This is a genomic window from Pseudoalteromonas sp. FUC4 (assembly GCF_008370255.1).
Taxonomy (GTDB): domain Bacteria; phylum Pseudomonadota; class Gammaproteobacteria; order Enterobacterales; family Alteromonadaceae; genus Pseudoalteromonas.
On sequence record NZ_SEUI01000002.1, the window covers coordinates 623,744 to 641,053 of the forward strand.

Consider the following 17,310-nt stretch of genomic DNA (forward strand, 5'->3'; position numbering starts at 1 on the left):
CTATCCTTATTTGTACCTGAGTGTAAAATCGTCTTCGACTGTAATTTTTGAAAGGTTTTTTGCTGTTATTGTCATTAATGCCTGTTCGAGCGCATGAGCAAGTTCACCGGTACTACCTTTAAATCTAAGGCTTGCTACGGTATATTTTTGCTGTTTATGTATAGATACATCGCTCACTCCACCTAACGTACTTAATACATCATGCAATTTTTCTGGTTGCGTTAGCTTATTGCTTGGCAGTATGATTTCACGAACCAACCCCCCTCTTGCAACAACTTGAGTAAATGCATTATTAAGCGTGTTATGAAGTGCCTTTGATTGTGACTCACTCGCCAAATGTACTGCCATTAAATCTTTTTCTACGTAAGGCTCATTAGGCAACGACATAAATGAAGGATCGTTTTTCCACTGACCATAAATGTTTCCAGCTAAATCTCTAACATCAGCACTTAAATAAAGCTGTCTATTATTGCCTCGCTTAATCACTTCAGATTTTGCATAAATAACTAAACTAGCCGCGTTACCAACTTCAATACCTTGCTCATTTAGCCAAACTTTCAGCTCTGTTTTTAATGGCTCTGGCGCAATAACTTGTACTCTAGGCGAACCAATCATGCTCAGTAGTTTAGATGCTTTTTGAATTAGAGGTGCTTTCTCTACAACAGCCATAACGGTGACTTCCACACCTCCATTTTGTAGTTCTTTGGTTTGCAGCGTTTGCCACTCTTTAACAAGCCCTTCACTATGACTCGAAAGTTGTTGCCCTATTAGCTCTTGCATATTTGTTGATTCGTTACCATCAACAATATTCATACTCATGCTTGATGATTGCGTATGCTGCTGAGTAAGCCACACACCCATAACTTGCGATACAGCTCGTTGCAGAGCATCTTGCTCTGCAATCGTCAGTGCTGTTTTACCTTCTTTTTTCCAGCCTTGGCCTATTACTGTCACACTAATATTTTGAGTGGTTTGCTGCCAGTTATGCTCTTGCGGCTCTCCTAACTCTTGCGGGTTAAGGCTTACAGTCATGCAAGTGTCGTTACCACTAAGCGTAGGCGTTGAGTAATTTAAAGGAACGGCACCAGCACTCAAACCTTCCATCATCGTAGTGCGTTGCTGCTCATATAAGCTAGCGGCATCATCATCTAAACTTGTTGTTAAATGTTGCTGCGCACTTTGGGTTGTTAGGCTTTTATTACCTTTAATAAAACTTATAAGATCAGCACTAGCCTGAGCTTTTGCACCCGAAATAGCCGTACTACCTCGACCATATGAACATGCCTGAGTTTGTAGCGTACCATCAGACAATACATCCACTTGAGCTTGCGCACTCAAAGAACATAATGCTAATAAGCCAAGCTTTTTTATCATGTACGATTCTCCAAAAAGTCAGCTGGAGTACCTACAGAAACAGCAAATATTTTTGTACCATTTGATGGGCGATAAATTCCATTTTCAGCTTTATTTTTAACATCATCAGCCATATCAGAATCTTTCCAGCGGATGATTTCGCCCTGGGCACTGTTAATAGAAGGGTTTACATTTGCAACGCCAATTGGCTCAACGAATCCAGCTTCATAGCTAAAAACAATCATTGTTTCATTAGGTAATACACCCGCATTTTGGCCTCGGTCTAAACTGATTTTACTACCCTTAATGCCTAATACTTGTGCTGTTGCAGGCATTTCACTCAACATACGAGTAAGTAAAATATCAATACCACGCGATCCCATGTCACTAAGTACTGCATTTACATGAGCACTTTGATCAAAGTGAAAACCCGCAGCGTATCGTCCGCTTACTGTCGTGAATTTTAGCTCCGAGCGATCGCGTATATCTTCAGATTTAACGCGAATCTTTCCTAAATTAGGATGCGATAGCTTTTCACGTGTTTGCGGATTTATCACACCGGTTGTTAGCTCTAATGTGTAATCGGCCCAATCTGTAATCGCGCCTTCAGTTTTTAGTGTTCTTAATGAATCAATTTTCACGACAAAATCGGGGATTAATGCTTTCACTTCGGCACGTTTAGCCGCTGTTTTTACGCCTTGCTGTTGTAAAATTAATTGCTGCTCTTTTGAAATAGCATCGTCATCACGGGTTACTATTCTGAAGCGATTAATACCTGCAAATTGATTTTCAAGCATGAGTAATAAATTTTTATTATCAAATTCACGCATCGCATCAACACCAATACCACTGCCACTCACGCCAGCTAAGTCAAAGTACATACGTACAATCGGTTTTTTAAGTGGGCAGCTGTCGGTTTCATTATTTACATCGAACGTACAACGCTCTAAGCCTTGTGTATCAAAATAAGCTGGCATAGTTATATCTGCATCGTTAAATATGTATGCACTTTTAGCTATAACAGCATTTGAAGCAGTATTACTCACATTACCCTGCTGAGTAGAACGACCTTGCTGTGGTGTAGAATTACAACCAGCTAATAAGGCGAGTGTTAGTGCAGATAGAGCTAATTTTTTTACTAATTTCATTGCTATTCCTAAATATCAAACAGCCACTGGCTAGCAGGCGCTTTAAGTTGTTGTACTAAATTATTGGTTGCTTTTTGCTTCGCATCTTCTTGTGTTGCAGCGCTTTCTTGCGCAACAAGATCCTGTTGCAATAACACTTTAAAAGGGGTTGAACTGCGCGTAAGCGCTAGAGTTAAAATAGCTTTAGCAGAGTATTTATTATTAGATTTAGCATACTGCCAGCGTATTTGAGGGCGCACCCATAAGCGTGTACCGCCGTTATGAGGGAGTGCATTATTGAGTGCAGATTTAATCTCGCTAATGTTATTAGCGCCTATCACATCGCAAGAAACAGCATTTAATGCCTTTGCTTGCTCAGTTAATAAATTATTTAAAGTCGATTGAATAAATAGCTTAGGCCCGGAAAGGTGCTCTAATACTGCTAATTTTTTTGTCGCAACATTAAGTTCGCCACTATTTTTAAGCGCCCAAATAAAGCGTTGTTCAGTGTTATTTTTTGGCGCAAAAATGCGAGATAATTTTGATAAATCAGATTTAAGATTTTTCACTAAAATCGATTTTTTAACACCCATTTTTAAAGCAAATAAGTTATTTTGCTCAAGCGCATCAAGCTCTTCTAGCCCAGTCAACGTAAACGGTAAGCTAGTTAAAGTAGTTGCTTGTTCAAAATAGTTGCTTGATTGGTTATCTTGCTTTGTTAGCTTTTGTATTTGCTGCGTACTTACATCAACACTTAATTGAGTGATAATATCGGCTAAAGCCGCTTGCTTTGCAGCTAAGCGACTTTCACCTATACCAACCGCAGTGATATATTCATCACTTTTTTGCGGTTGGGTTACCCAATCAGGCCAATTTTGAGCAGAACAACTAAAAGCACATGCTATTAAAAAAGCAAAAATGCTTGTTTTCATTAGCCTTTCGCTTCTTGCTCAAGTTGTAGCTCATTTATAGCAGTTATTGTTGCTTGCTCAAGCTCTATAATGTCGTTTGCTTCAAGTGCTAACGCAAGTTGATCTTTTGCTTTAATAAGCGCGGTGCCTATATCTTTAGAATCATCTTCTTTTGCAGAATCTGTATTTTCTTCGTCGCTAGATAACCAACTAGTCACGTATTTACCACCTACATTTATAGCGGTCGCTTGAGCAACTGCTGTACTATATTGACTTAAAATATAAGCAGACTTAGCAATTTCGACAGTTAAATCAGTCGCAAGTGCAACATTTTGCTGATAAATTCCTTCATTTGCTAAGTTATAAGCTGCGATTTTATGACCAATTTCTTCATCTTTATTTTTTGCACCGGCATCAAATTCAGCAATAGCTGCTTGAAGCTGTTCTGGTGTAGATTTTTGATGGGCATATAAAAAGGCTTGTACATCACGGTAGTTATCTGTTTGAGTGCGGTATTCGCCCATAACTTTGCGCTGACGTTCAAGTATAATTGCAGACATATTTAAAAATTCGTCAATACCGACTTGAACTGTTACCGGGTGAAAATAACCTAAAGTATCCATCCGAGTTGTTAACTCAGCAACAGCTGCATTTCGGTCTAAATTAGCAGAAGTATTAGTGTCAGTTGTTGAAACACAACCAGCAAAAAGAGGTGCAAAAATAAGTGCAGATAGAATAGCTTTTTTCATGGGGTAATTCCTTGTACGTTCAAAAGGCAAGAAAGCACAAAGCTAAGCCGTTGACTTAATTCATTCTTCCTTGAATATGTAACTAGAATTATCGAATTCATAAAAAAATGCAACACAAAAAAATAAAGAAAACTTAATTATTCATAAAAAAAAGCAACAAATGTAACCACAGCAAGGTGTTCAGCTTAGGTTAATACTTTTGGCTCATTTTTGTATAATAGCTCTATTTACTTAATTTGAGGTTAAAAAACACCCACCCTGTACAAACATTGACCAACCATATTTGTCATCAACCTTAATAATTAGCCCAGTGCTAACCACACGCCTACTATAGCCATTAAGCTACCCGCTATTCGGTTCATCCATTTTATATTATCACCACGGCTTAAAAATAAACGTAGGCTTTTACCGCCTGTAGCGTATGCAAGCATACATAAAAATTCGCTTATCATTATTACACCAAGTAATACTAAAAGCTGAGGGGCTACAGCATGCTCAACACTAATAAACGGCGGTAATAACGAAATCATAAACGCCCACCCTTTAGGGTTAGCAATTGCGGTTACAAAACCTTGCGTAAATAACGACTTCCTACTTACATCACTTGGTTTTGAGGTATCGACCGACATTTTTCCTTTGGCTCGCCACATGTTAACGCCAATATAAATTAAGTACGCACCGCCTATCCACTTTAAAATAGCGAACGCATCGGGGTAATTTAGCATTACGCTTGCAACGCCTAATACCGCAGCTATGGCAACACTTGCGACACCTAACAGCTCGCCTATCATCATCCATAATGTGCGGCGCACGCCAATGCTCATACCGAGTGTCATGGCAAGCGTCATACACATACCTGGGGTGATAGACACAAAAAAGAAGGTAGGAATAAAAACCGCAAGTGCTGCTACATCAATCATTAATTTACTCTCATATTAAAAGCAAAAACGCGGCTATAAGTAGCCGCGCTGTTACTTACTCATGTTTATTACTATTGCCCAGCACTTACCACGGGTTCAGTAATAACCTCTACTGGCTCTGCTGTATCATTTAACAAATACTTATCTAGCCATTGCTCTTGTTCCCACAATACATGTAATAAGCTTTTACGCGCACGGTAACCATGTGCTTCGTAAGGGAGCATTACTAAGCGAGCATCTTTACCTAAACCTTTTAGGGCCGCGTACATGCGCTCACTTTGCATTGGGAAAGTGCCGTGAGATTGAGGGTGGAGCTTCTTGCACCTCTGTGCATGTGTAAGCATCTATTCGCCTGCACTTACCACTGGTTCGGTAATTACTTTTACTGGCTCTGCTGTATCATTTAACAAATACTTATCTAACCACTGCTCTTGTTCCCACAATACATGTAATAAGCTTTTACGTGCACGGTAGCCATGGGCTTCGTAAGGAAGCATAACTAAACGAGCGTCTTTACCTAAGCCTTTAAGCGCTGCGTACATACGCTCACTTTGCATTGGGAAAGTGCCCGAGTTAGGGTCTTCTTGACCGTGGATCATTAGCATTGGCTCGTTAATTTTTTCAGCATGGAAAAACGGCGACATATTAGCGTACACACTTTGTGCTTGCCAAAAATCACGCTCTTCTCCTTGAAAACCAAACGGCGTTAATGTGCGGTTATACGCGCCACTGCGGGCAATACCTGTTTTAAATAAATCGCTATGAGCCAATAAGTTAGCAACCATAAATGCACCGTATGAGTGCCCTGCTATGGCAATTTTGTTTTTATCGGCAATGCCTTTTTTAACCAATACGTCAACAGCTGCTTGTGCACTTGATACTAACTGCTTTCTAAAGTTATCGTTTGGCTCGCTGCCATCAATACCTACAATTGGCATTTTAGGGTCGTCAAACACGGCAATCCCTTTGGCAAGGTAAGGCATTGGGCCCCAATAGCCGATGTAAGTAAATGCATAAGGCGATTCGCGTACTTGCGATGCAACCGCTTTATCTTTGTATTCAAGTGGATAAGCCCACATAAGTACCGGTAACGGGCCTTGTGTTTTATCGTACCCTGGTGGTAAATAAAGCGTGCCCGAAAGCTCAACACCGTCATCGCGTTTATAACGTAATTGCTCTTTAGTTACGCCTTTAAATGCAGGGTACGGGTGCTCAAATGTCGTTAGTTGCGTTAGCGTGTCGTTATCTAAATCACGTATAAAAAAGTTAGGTTGCTCAGTTTTAGATTCACGAATAGTAATAAAGCGCTCACCTTCGTCATCAAGCAGAGCGCGTACACGCTCGTAGTATGGCGCTTCTGATTGCCATAAACGCTTGCTGCTATTTGTTTTAACATCGTACCTATCTAAAAACGGCACATTACCTTGCTCTGAAGCACCATTACCACGCAGGTAAATATAACGCCCGCCTACAATTTTAATTACGTTTGCGCCTAAATCGTTGCGCTCGTAAATTGCATTACCCGGGTCTTTGTACCCATCGTTGTAACTACGCTCTGAAAATAGCACGCGGTTTTTGTCGGCATCTCGTGGTTGTACTATGTAAGTACGTACTTGGCGATCGCTAAAGCGCCAGTCTGTCAGCATGGCTACGTTTTCGTTGCCCCACTCCATTCCAGCATAACGGCGTTCTACTTTGGCAAATAATTTAGGCTCGCGTTTAAATGGTGCACGTAAGCTGTAAACATAATCATGATGCTCAACGTCGGTTTTCATGTCGCCGCCATCTTGTGCTTCTGCCCAAATAACTTCAGCACCTTGATCGGCTCGCCATTCAAAATCGCGGCGGCCAGTGCGTACGCTGTCGTAGCCTTGTGGAATATTATCGGCAAGTGGCTGTTTTGCCAGCTCTGCTAATGCATAGCCGCGCATACCCCATATTTGCCACGTGCTTGCAAAGCGGCTGTAAGGCACTTGATACGAAAACGGCTCATTAATACCGGCAACTAAAATATTGGTAGAATCAGGTGATACCGAAAACGATTTAAATAAAGAAGGGCTACCTATTGCTTGAGTATTGCCATCAAGCGTTATGTAGGCCAATTGCCCTTGGCCGTAAAACTTAAATTGTGATTCATCAAACGGGCTGGTTAATAAATTTTGGTACGTACGTGCTGGTGCTTTTTCGCCAGTACTTTGTTGAATAACAGGCACTACATTTTGGCTGTTATTTTCAAGCCTTGGTTTACCAAAATTAACAGCAAGATTTGCAACAATGGCGCTGCTATCTGGCAGCCATTTATATGGTGAGGCAGTTAGTACCGAATTTAACGCAGCACTAGTTAACTCTTTTGCTTGTTTGGTTTCAACGCTGTAAAGCCATAAGTTGGCTTGGGTTGGTTGCTCAACAACAAAGGCTAAATATTTACTATTAGATGACCACTTAGGAGAGCGAATAATGCCATTAGGTAAGTTATTAATACTGATTACTGACCCGCTTTGAACATGCTTTAGTTCCACTGCACTAAATTTGGCACTCACACGAGAGCGCGAAAAATTAGCGGGGTTTAGCTTAATACCAGCAAGCTTAAGCTCTTCTTTTGCAAGTTCATCAAGGGTTACTACACGTTTGCGTTCAAAAAGCGCTAGCCACTGGCCATCGCTCGATAAGTAACTAGTGGGTGCTAACTTAGCGTCAACCAATGCTGCAAGTTCGGGTGATGGGGTTTGATAGCCCTGCTCGGCGTAACTTGTTGGTACTAATGCCGCACAACAAATAAAGGCAACTAACAGCCTAAAAGCGCTCATGTTTTTATCCTTTTGTTATTTTTTACTCTTATAAGCGTATATAAACACGTTTTGCTTTGTTCATAAAGTATTAAGGTAAGTTAAACACCTCTAAAAGATGACTTAATAGTGCTGATTAAGCTAAACTACAGCGCTATTTATTCACCACTGCGGTACTTAAAATACAATGCATAACAAAGCCAAATCAGTCACCATTTTTGATGTTGCAGAGCGTGCTGGTGTATCAAAATCAACCGTATCCTTGGTACTTACCCAAAGCGATAAAGTGGGCAATAAAAGTAAACAAAAAATACTAAAAGCGATTGATGAGCTAGGGTACGTTTATAATCGTGATGCTGCTGCCATGCGCTCAAAACGCTCTAACTTAGTGGCCATAGTAATAAACGATTTAACTAACCCAGCTATGGCACTCCTTGCTACCAACCTACAACTTTTGTTAAACAACAATGGCTTACAAGCCATGATTGTAAGCAGTATTAATAGTCTTGAGCTACAAGCAAACGCAGTTAAAAACTTAAAAGAATACAACGCGGCTGCATTTATTATTTGCCCCGTTGCTAATACTTGCCCCAAATGGCTTGATACGCTCAGCGCGCAACACAAAGTAATTACCTTAATGAGTGAAGTGCCCTTTAGCGCAGCTCCGTGTGTATTGCCCGACTATAAAAAAGCCAGCCACGTAGCCAGTATGCATTTGCTCGCACAAGGCGTGACAAACATAGCATTTATAGGCAGTGAACTTACTTTAAGTGATTCACAAGCACTGCAAAGTGGCTTTAATACCGCATGCGCGCAGCACAGCATTACACCATTAACACCCATTGACTGTGCAGTAAACACAGCCCTTAGCGCTAAAAATGCGTTTATAGAAGCATATAAACACAGCCCCACATTAAACGCAGTGGTGTGTGCAAACGATATTATTGCTCAAGGTGTTATTGCCGCTATTAACTCATTAACTCATCACTCTATTAAAGTAGTGAGTTGCCACCACGTTCCTAATAGCGCAGTTATAAATAATCACTTAACCACCGTGGCTATTAGTACAACAGATATAGCTAAGCGGTGCCTTTTAATACTGCAAGAGCTATTACAAAATACAGCCCCGCCAGTAAAAACACTGGTAAATGTAAACTTACAAATTAGAGATTCTAGCCAATGAAAAAAGTGCTGGTAATTGGCTACGTATGGCCAGAACCAAATTCGTCTGCTGCGGGAACGCACATGATGTCGTTATTAAATGCATTTAGAGCGCAAAACTGGGACGTTGAATTTGCAACGCCCGCGCAGCGCACCGACCACATGGTAAACCTTGACGACTTCGGCATAACCAGCCAAAGCATTGCACTAAACTGCGATAGTTTTGACGAATACGTTAAAGCCTATAATCCAGATATAGTCATGTTTGACCGTTTTATGATGGAAGAACAATTTGGCTGGCGCGTCGATAAGCATTGCCCTAATGCTATTAAAATTCTCGATACTGAAGATTTACAGTGCCTACGTAATGCACGCCACGAAGCCCACAAAGGCGAGCGCGAGTTTACAACCAGCGATTTACACTCAGACATAGCAAAACGCGAAATTGCCGCTATTTTACGCTGCGACCTAAGCCTAATTATTTCAAGTTATGAAATGAGCCTACTAAACAGTGTATTTAAAATAGAGCCGAGCTTATTACACCATTTACCATTTATGGTCGATTTAAGCTCATTACCTACAAGTACAAAAACGTTTGAGCAGCGCCAGCACTTTATGACCATAGGTAACTTTAGACACGCGCCAAACTGGGATGCTGTACTTTACTTACAAAAAATATGGCCACTTATTCGCAAGCAACTCCCAAAAGCAGAACTACATATTTATGGCTCTTACCCACCACCAAAAGCCACCGCACTAAATAACCCTAAAACAGGGTTTTTAATAAAAGGCTGGGCCGATAATGCGTTTGATGTAATGCAAAGCGCACGTGTATGTTTAGCACCACTGCGTTTTGGTGCAGGCATTAAAGGTAAATTGCTTGAAGCCATGATTATGCAAACACCCAGCGTTACCACTAATATTGGCGCAGAGGGCATGCATAACGATTTACCATGGCCTGGTAAAATAGCCAACACCGCCGATGACTTTGCCAATGCAGCTGTTGAAATGTACACCAATCAAAGTGACTTTGAACAAGCGCAGCAAGACGGCAACACGCTCCTTAATACGCTTTACGATAAAGCACAATTGAGCACGGTGTTAATTAAAAAAATCGATTCAATAAGTAGCGATTTAGAGGCTCATCGCGAAAAAAACTTTACAGGCCAAATGCTCAAACATCATACAATGCGCAGCACTCAATACATGTCGCAATGGATAGCTGAAAAAAATAAAAAATTAGATTAAAAATGACTAGACACACACCAATTAGTGTTTAAAATCGCGCCCATCAAACGTGGGCAGTTTTAGCTGTATTGTCTATATTTTTAGCTTAGTTATCGCAATATTTGGTCCAAAAAGATTTGAAAACTGCAACCTTTACAGAAAAACGCAAATTTATCGTTAAATTGGGTAAAATGCTTCACAAGTATGGTACGCCTGCTTACCGCTTAGAAGCCCACCTAATGGAAGTGGCTACCTATTTAGGACTTAAATCGTCGTTTGTTATGTCGCCTACTTCTGTAACGTTTGTTATTTGGACCGACGGCCACGAAGACGAGTACACCCATGTTGCTCGTGTAGACCCTGGCGATCACGATTTAGGCTCACTTGCCGACACCGACGATCTTGTTAATCAAATGCTTGACGACAAGCTAACTTTACAAGAAGTTGACGCCCAGCTAGATGCTATCTACGACATGCCAAACCCATACAATAAACTTGTTACGGGCGTTGCCTTTGCAACTTCTGGTGGTGCGTTTGCAATGTTAATGGGTACTAGCTGGACTGATGTTATTTGGTCATCGCTTCTTACTTTGGTTGTTTATGTGTTTGTGCTTTGGTCTGGACGCTCAAAACGCGTAGCCCATATGCTTGAGCCATTGGTAGCCATAATATCGGCAATACTTGCATGTGCAGTAAGCGTGTACATAACGCCTGAAATAAACATACGCTTGGTGGTACTTTCGGCCATTATTGTATTTATACCCGGTTTAGCACTTGCACTTGGTTTGGCAGAGCTTGCAGCGCGGCATTTAGTATCGGGTACGGCAAGAGTCATGGACTCGTTTATGCTGTTATTTAAACTGTATTTTGGCGGTTTTATTGGTATAGGTATTGGTTTTGCACTTTTTGGGCAAGCTGACTTTGTACAACCTGAGCCATTACCAAAGTGGACAGCATGGCTGGCTATATTTTTACTTTGTAGCAGCCTAATCGTTATTTTTAGAACCAAACTTAAGCACGCTGTGTGGTCTATTGCGTCAGGGTTTATAGCGTACGGCACCAGTATTGGCTCGGCTATGTATCTTGATTACACGTTAGGTACGTTTGTGGGTGCTTTATCGGTGGGTATTTTTAGTAACTTGTTTAACCGCGTTGCTAATGCGCCGGCCTCTATTGTTGCCATGCAAGGTTTAATTGTATTAGTACCAGGAAGCAAAACGTATATTGGCTTAAACTCACTTATTGAAGGCCAAGACTTTGTATATGCAGAGCACATAGGTCAACAAACGTTTTTAATATTTATGTCGCTTGTTGCAGGACTAATATTTGCAAACGTGGCTCTTCCGCCTAAAAAGAGTTTGTAAAACCCCTTTGAGGCAAAAGCTCGCTGCTCATTTTACAGTATCGCGAGCTTTTAAAATAAACTTAATCACTATGAGGGATAGTTAATACAATCTTACCCACGTGTTGTTTTTCACTAAACGCCTGCTGTGCATTTACTATTTGTGTAAGAGGAAAAGTATGCGCCACGATTGGCTTTATTTTGTCTTGCTCAATAAAGCGTATTAAGTTTTTAAATACCCCAGCCTCTAACTCTGTGCAGCCAAAAAAGCTTAAATCTTTTAAATAAAGTGTGCGTATATCAAGCTCAACTAACGGGCCACCAATTGCTCCCGAAACCGCATAACGCCCTTTAGGTTTTAATACGTCTAATAATTTAGGCCATTGCTCACCAGCAACTAAATCAACAACAACATCTATACTGTTTTTTCCTAATGCTTGGACTAAATCGTCTTCGCGAAAAATAACTTTATCTGCACCTAAATCTTTTAATTGCTGCGCCTTACTTTTACTCGTAATAGCTACAACGTACGCACCACGCGCTTTAGCTAGCTGCACTGCAGCTGAGCCTACTCCGCCAGATGCACCAGTAATTAAAACGGTTTCGCCGTGTTTAGCGTTAGACCTATAAAGCATGTTTTCGGCTGTCGAGTACGAGCAAGGAAATGATGCAAGTTCCACATCACTATAATGACTATCAACTTTATAAGCATGACTGGTATCAACAGAGGTATATTGTGCAAAACCACCATCGCATTCAGAGCCAAAATACCACGGTGTTTCAAGCTCTTTACCATCCGCATTAACAATACAAGGCTCTATAAGCACGCGCTCGCCAATTCTGCTTGGCTTTACATTATTACCAACAGCAACAATAACGCCGCACACATCAGCACCTTGAATACGTGGAAATACCAGAGCATTACCAGACCAACTTGCATCCTCACTACCTTCATCTTGTTTAGAGTACCAAGCTAAACGCGTATTTAAATCGGTATTATTAACACCCGCTGCCATAACTTTAATTAAAACATCGTCTGCGCCAAGTGTTGGTAGCGCTATGTTTGCCGCGTATTTAAGCATACTAAAGCCACCGTGCCCTGTAAGCTGAACACCTTGCATAGTTTTTGGTAAGTGAGTCATTAACTTTTCTCCTTCATTAGTAATAAAGCGCTCTGCTGCGCAGAAATAACGGCGGTGTCACCCATTACAGGCCATGCACTTGAAACGCCTTCGTGCAGTAAAAATAAAACATCGGCAAGTGACTGCTGTAGACTTTGCTGTGCAAGCAATTGCCTCACCTCATTTTTGTGTTTTTGCACGGCGCTACTAATTTCTAAATCATCAGGAAAAGCACTCAGCGCATTAATCGACAAACAGCCATTAGGGGCAAATTGCGCCATCCAATGCTTTAATCGTGAAAAAATATGCACTATACAATCGGCTCCCTTAGCTGGAGCGTTTTCGAGTAAAAATGCGATATAGCGCTGATGTCGATACTCAAGTGCAGCAACGATCATAGCTTGTTTTGAAGGGTAATATTTATAAAGCGTACGAAGGCTAACGCCACTCAGCTTTTGCAATTTTGCGACGCTTGGCTCAGCAAAGCCATACTGACTAAAGGCGACTTCTAAAGCCCCTGCTATTTCCTGTTTAAGCATAGTATCAGACCTATGTAGAACGAACACTCTACCTACATGGTAGAGCATTCATTCTACATGGTCAATATTCAAAAAATTATACGGTTTTATTAATTAGCACTCGTGCAATTTTAGAGCGCTATCAATTTGCTAAGAAAAGTAATTCACTTAGCGTGACCAGTTAGTTTTGGCAAGCTCTACAATCTCGTTTCCTTTGCCGTTTATCAGCGCCTTCATCATGTAAACACTAAAGCCTTTTGCTTGCTCTAATTTGATTTGCGGTGGCATTGAAAGCTCTTGTTTTGCAGTATCGACTTCTAAAACAACAGGTCCTGAGTGATTCATCATTTCGTTCATTGCCGATGGTAATTTTTCAGGGTCGTCCACATGAATCCCTTTTAAGCCACAGGCCTGTGCAATGTTAGCAAAGCTTGGGTTTTCTAAATCGGTATCGCTTGATAAAAACCCACTGGCTTTCATTTCCATAGCCACAAAACTAAGTGAGCGATTATTATAAACAACAATCTTTATTGGTAAATTAAGCTGCTTAAGCGAGATTAAATCGCCCATTAACATCGAAAAGCCACCATCGCCACACATTGCAATTACTTGGCGGTCTCTATCTACAGATTGTACCCCCATTGCCTGCGACATCGCATTTGCCATAGAGCCGTGATTAAACGAACCAATTAAACGGCGCTTTCCATTCATTGATAAATAACGCGCAGCCCACACTGTTGGTGTACCTACATCACAAGTAAAAACAGCATCGTCAGCTGCTTTATCGTTGAGTAAACGCGTTAGGTATTGCGGGTGAATTAAATTTTGCGAGGTTTTACCGCTGGCAAGTTCATCGAGTTCTTGTCGAGACTCTTTGTAGTTTTTAACACTTTTTTCTAAGTGCGAACTTGTCCGTTCACCTTTAATATAATCAAGCAGTGAGGTCACTGAGTTTTTGGTATCCCCTAGCACGCCACAGTCAATTTGCACGTGTCGCCCGAGTGAAGCAGCCTGATTATCAATTTGCAATATGGTGGTATTTTCAGGGTAAAAAGCACGATAAGGAAAACTAGTACCAATCATTAATAACGTATCGGCTTCTTGCATTGCATGATAGCCAGACGCAAAGCCAATAAAACCGGTCATACCCACATCGTAAGGGTTATCGTATTCAATAAATTCTTTACCGCGCATGGCATGCACAATCGGTGCTTGTAATTTTTCGGCTAGCGCAACAATTTCGTCGTGGGCATCTTTACAACCTGCACCACATAATAAGGTTACTTTTTTACTTTTATCAAGGTGAGTTGCCATTGCTTTAATATCAGATAAAGCGGGAGTATACGTTGCAGGTTTTGGCACGTTCCATTTTGGCTTGATAGCTTTAGGCATATCTTTTAATGCAATGTCGCCAGGTAGCACAAGTACACTTACGCCTTTGTTTAGTATTGCTTGTCGCATTGCGGTTTCTAGCAGGTACGGCATTTGCTCAGGGCTCGACACCATTTCACAATATACACTGCATTCTTTAAATAACTCTTGCGGATGGGTTTCTTGAAAATAACTACTACCAATTTCAGATGAAGGAATATGTGCGGCAATAGCTAATACCGGTACATTATTACGCTGACAATCAAATAAGCCGTTAATTAAATGAAGATTACCCGGCCCGCAAGAACCCGCACACACCGCAAGCTCCCCTGATAAATGCGCTTCGCCACCGGCTGCAAATGCGGCAACTTCTTCATGTCGCGTTCCTAGCCATTCAATTGTTCCCATTTTTCGCAGACTTTCACTAATCCCGTTAAGTGAATCACCAGTCACTCCCCAAATACGTTTTACGCCCGCTTGTTCGAGGGTTTTAGTGATAAAACTTGCGATATTTTGACTCATAATATAGAACTCCTAAATATTCAGTTATTCTGTAAATTGATTTTTCGCCTCTGATCTATCAGGTAAGTCATAGTTTCGAAATGCGCTCAATTATTGAGAATCGATAAGCTTAGGTATTTTGATAATGATAGATATATTACTACTGAGACTTTACTAACAAACGATACTCGTAGGTTTGCTGCCCCCCCCATATTGATACATAAAACATGAATGTCCGCTTTAAAGTGTTTATGAATATGCGGGTGCGAGATTTTTAGTGGCTTAACTATGAATATGTTATTATGCGCTCAATTATTTTACTGAATGCTTTTCTCTTACTTCTATGTCAAATTCTGCTTCTTGCTTTACATTATTCTCTCAAAATATTGATGCTCTCGCGCTTCCTGAAAAGTTTACTTTCCCTTTTTATTACGAGCCGCAACCATTAGCTGTAGCCGCCACTAAACAATTACAGCAGCAACTTGAAACGTTAACGCATTTAAAAGCAGAAAATGCAGGTAAAATGTTTGGGGTTTTAGTGGTGCAAAATGCTAAGCAACAATTAGGTTTTTTAAGTGCTTATTCGGGACAAGTTGAAGGTGATAAAGGTAATATTAGCTTTGTGCCGCCTGTTTCTAGCATGCAACTGCAAGACGATACCTATTTGGCTCAAAGTAAAATAATTAACGATATTAATGCTCAAATTGAGCAGTTAGAAAATAGTGAACAAATGCATGAAGTTAATAGCAAACTTGATGATGCAACACAGAGTTACCAGCAAGCGCTATTAGCTCAACAGGCCATTATGCAAGCCGGTCGCCAGCAACGAAAAATACAACGTACCGAAGGCGAATTAGAGCTTAGCGAAAGTGATTTTGAGCAGTTAAAAAATAAGCTTGCAGGACAAAGCATCGTAGAAAAAAAGCAACTACTGGCACTTAAATCCTATTGGCAAAATATAATCGAGTCACTGCAGCAAACACACATCAATATTTCTGATGAAATTGCTCATTTAAAAAAGCGCCGTAAAACGCTTTCTAAAAGCTTACAAAAAAAGTTATTTGCGCAGTACCAATTTTTAAATGCAAATGGAGAAACTACAGATTTAAATGCTATTTTTGCAGCATTACCTGAGCACACACCTCCTTCGGGTGCTGGCGATTGTGCAGCGCCTAAATTATTACAATACGCCTATAAACATGACTTAAAGCCACTTGCTATGGCTGAATTTTGGTGGGGAGCAGCGCCTAAATCTGCAATTAGGCAGCATAAAAATTACTACCCTTCTTGTTACAGTAAATGCCAACCAATACTTGGGCATATGTTAAAGGGTTTAAACGTTGAAGATAACCCGCTACTTATCAACCCAGCTCAGGGTAAAGATTTAAGTATTGTTTATAAAGATGACGACTTACTTGTGGTAAATAAGCCCGCTGAGTTTCTATCGGTACCTGGCGTTAATATTGATGACTCAGTTTATATGCGAATCAAAACGCAGTTTCCAGAGGCATCAGGCCCACTAATTGTACACAGATTAGATATGTCGACTTCTGGGTTATTGATGATTGCACTCAATAAACGCGTGCACAAAGCACTGCAAAAGCAGTTTATTGAACGCACTATAGATAAACGTTATGTCGCACTAGTCGATGGAAATGTGAGTCAAGATAGCGGCGAGATAAACTTGCCGCTTGTGCTCGACTTTGATGACAAGCCGCGCCAAATGGTGTGTTACAAACACGGTAAGCCATCACTTACTACCTGGCAGGTTTTAGAACGTAACAACAATATTACCCGATTACAGTTATACCCTAAAACAGGGCGAACTCATCAACTAAGAGTGCATTGCGCGCACAGCTTAGGTTTAAACATGCCTATTATAGGCGACACACATTACGGACAAAAAGCCGATAGATTACATTTGCATGCAGAATACTTAGCATTTACTCACCCAATTACGCTTAAACGATTAGAGTTTGAAGTAGCCGCAGATTTTTAAGCTAAAGCTCATCTAAGATCATTTGTTTGATGGTCTTTGCTTTTACAAAATGATCTAATTTATGAGTGTGTATCCACCAAGTAGCTGCTTCCATGAGCAGCTCTGGGTCGTCGTTTTTATTGGCAAAAAATGCATAAAAAGAAAGCCCAACGTTTTCGCCTTTGGCTGCTATTTTTTTTATCGCATACGGTAATTATTTTTGCTCTTAGTTCTTCTTTCATACA

Annotated in this window: 13 protein-coding genes and 2 pseudogenes; 4 read left to right on the forward strand and 11 right to left on the reverse strand. The window is 40.7% G+C overall.

Translation table 11 applies throughout. The features are described from left to right. Positions 1-6: 6 nt before the first annotated feature. The 7 genes and pseudogenes from EU510_RS08780 to EU510_RS08810 all read right to left on the reverse strand — a co-directional run bounded on the left by EU510_RS08780 (position 7) and on the right by EU510_RS08810 (position 7,867). Positions 7-1,374: a hypothetical protein gene (locus EU510_RS08780; RefSeq protein WP_149593166.1), complete on the reverse strand. Its 1,368-nt coding sequence runs from the start codon at positions 1,372-1,374 to the stop codon at positions 7-9. After that, on the reverse strand, positions 1,371-2,501 hold the full coding sequence (locus tag EU510_RS08785) for a hypothetical protein (RefSeq protein WP_010553654.1): 1,131 nt from the start codon (positions 2,499-2,501) through the stop codon (positions 1,371-1,373). The genes EU510_RS08780 and EU510_RS08785 overlap by 4 nt, the downstream gene beginning before the upstream one ends. A gap of 8 nt (positions 2,502-2,509) precedes the next feature. Continuing rightward, on the reverse strand, positions 2,510-3,412 hold the full coding sequence (locus EU510_RS08790; RefSeq protein ID WP_149593167.1) for an LPP20 family lipoprotein: 903 nt from the start codon (positions 3,410-3,412) through the stop codon (positions 2,510-2,512). Next, positions 3,412-4,140 carry a hypothetical protein gene (locus EU510_RS08795; RefSeq protein ID WP_149593168.1) on the reverse strand — a complete coding sequence of 243 codons (729 nt, stop codon included), beginning with the start codon at positions 4,138-4,140 and terminating at the stop codon, positions 3,412-3,414. Before EU510_RS08795 ends, EU510_RS08790 begins: the two co-directional genes overlap by 1 nt. A gap of 302 nt (positions 4,141-4,442) precedes the next feature. Then, positions 4,443-5,060, reverse strand: a complete 618-nt coding sequence (locus EU510_RS08800; RefSeq protein WP_149593169.1) for a LysE family translocator — start codon at positions 5,058-5,060, stop codon at positions 4,443-4,445. Between the two features lie 71 nt (positions 5,061-5,131). Continuing rightward, a pseudogene (locus tag EU510_RS08805) lies at positions 5,132-5,356 on the reverse strand (alpha/beta hydrolase family protein); the annotation flags it as partial. 48 nt (positions 5,357-5,404) lie between these two features. Beyond that, on the reverse strand, positions 5,405-7,867 hold the full coding sequence (locus EU510_RS08810) for a S9 family peptidase (protein WP_149593171.1): 2,463 nt from the start codon (positions 7,865-7,867) through the stop codon (positions 5,405-5,407). A 166-nt stretch (positions 7,868-8,033) separates the two neighbouring features. Here EU510_RS08810 and EU510_RS08815 point away from each other — a divergent pair, with 166 nt between their 5' ends. The 3 genes from EU510_RS08815 to EU510_RS08825 all read left to right on the forward strand — a co-directional run bounded on the left by EU510_RS08815 (position 8,034) and on the right by EU510_RS08825 (position 11,598). After that, positions 8,034-9,029, forward strand: a complete 996-nt coding sequence (locus EU510_RS08815; RefSeq protein WP_149593172.1) for a LacI family DNA-binding transcriptional regulator — start codon at positions 8,034-8,036, stop codon at positions 9,027-9,029. Further along, positions 9,026-10,255, forward strand: coding sequence for a glycosyltransferase (locus tag EU510_RS08820; protein WP_002960136.1), 1,230 nt, complete (start codon positions 9,026-9,028; stop codon positions 10,253-10,255). Before EU510_RS08815 ends, EU510_RS08820 begins: the two co-directional genes overlap by 4 nt. 116 nt (positions 10,256-10,371) lie before the next feature. Continuing rightward, on the forward strand, positions 10,372-11,598 hold the full coding sequence (locus EU510_RS08825; RefSeq protein WP_149593173.1) for a threonine/serine exporter ThrE family protein: 1,227 nt from the start codon (positions 10,372-10,374) through the stop codon (positions 11,596-11,598). Between the two features lie 61 nt (positions 11,599-11,659). Here EU510_RS08825 and EU510_RS08830 read toward each other — a convergent pair whose 3' ends face one another. From EU510_RS08830 to poxB, 3 genes are all read right to left on the reverse strand, one after another. Continuing rightward, a complete protein-coding gene (locus tag EU510_RS08830; protein WP_149593174.1) occupies positions 11,660-12,718 on the reverse strand; it encodes an alcohol dehydrogenase family protein in 1,059 nt (352 codons plus the stop codon). Then, the gene (locus tag EU510_RS08835) at positions 12,718-13,236 is read right to left on the reverse strand and encodes a TetR/AcrR family transcriptional regulator (protein WP_149593175.1); all 519 of its coding nucleotides are present in this window, start codon (positions 13,234-13,236) and stop codon (positions 12,718-12,720) included. Before EU510_RS08835 ends, EU510_RS08830 begins: the two co-directional genes overlap by 1 nt. 147 nt (positions 13,237-13,383) lie before the next feature. After that, complete coding sequence (gene poxB / locus EU510_RS08840; RefSeq protein ID WP_149593176.1) at positions 13,384-15,108, reverse strand: ubiquinone-dependent pyruvate dehydrogenase; 1,725 nt, start codon at positions 15,106-15,108, stop codon at positions 13,384-13,386. Between the two features lie 322 nt (positions 15,109-15,430). Between poxB and EU510_RS08845 the strand changes: the two genes are divergently transcribed. Then, positions 15,431-17,086, forward strand: a complete 1,656-nt coding sequence (locus EU510_RS08845) for an RluA family pseudouridine synthase (protein WP_149593177.1) — start codon at positions 15,431-15,433, stop codon at positions 17,084-17,086. 1 nt (position 17,087) lies between these two features. Here EU510_RS08845 and EU510_RS19955 read toward each other — a convergent pair. Beyond that, a pseudogene (locus EU510_RS19955) lies at positions 17,088-17,307 on the reverse strand (DUF6500 family protein). Positions 17,308-17,310: the final 3 nt, after the last annotated feature.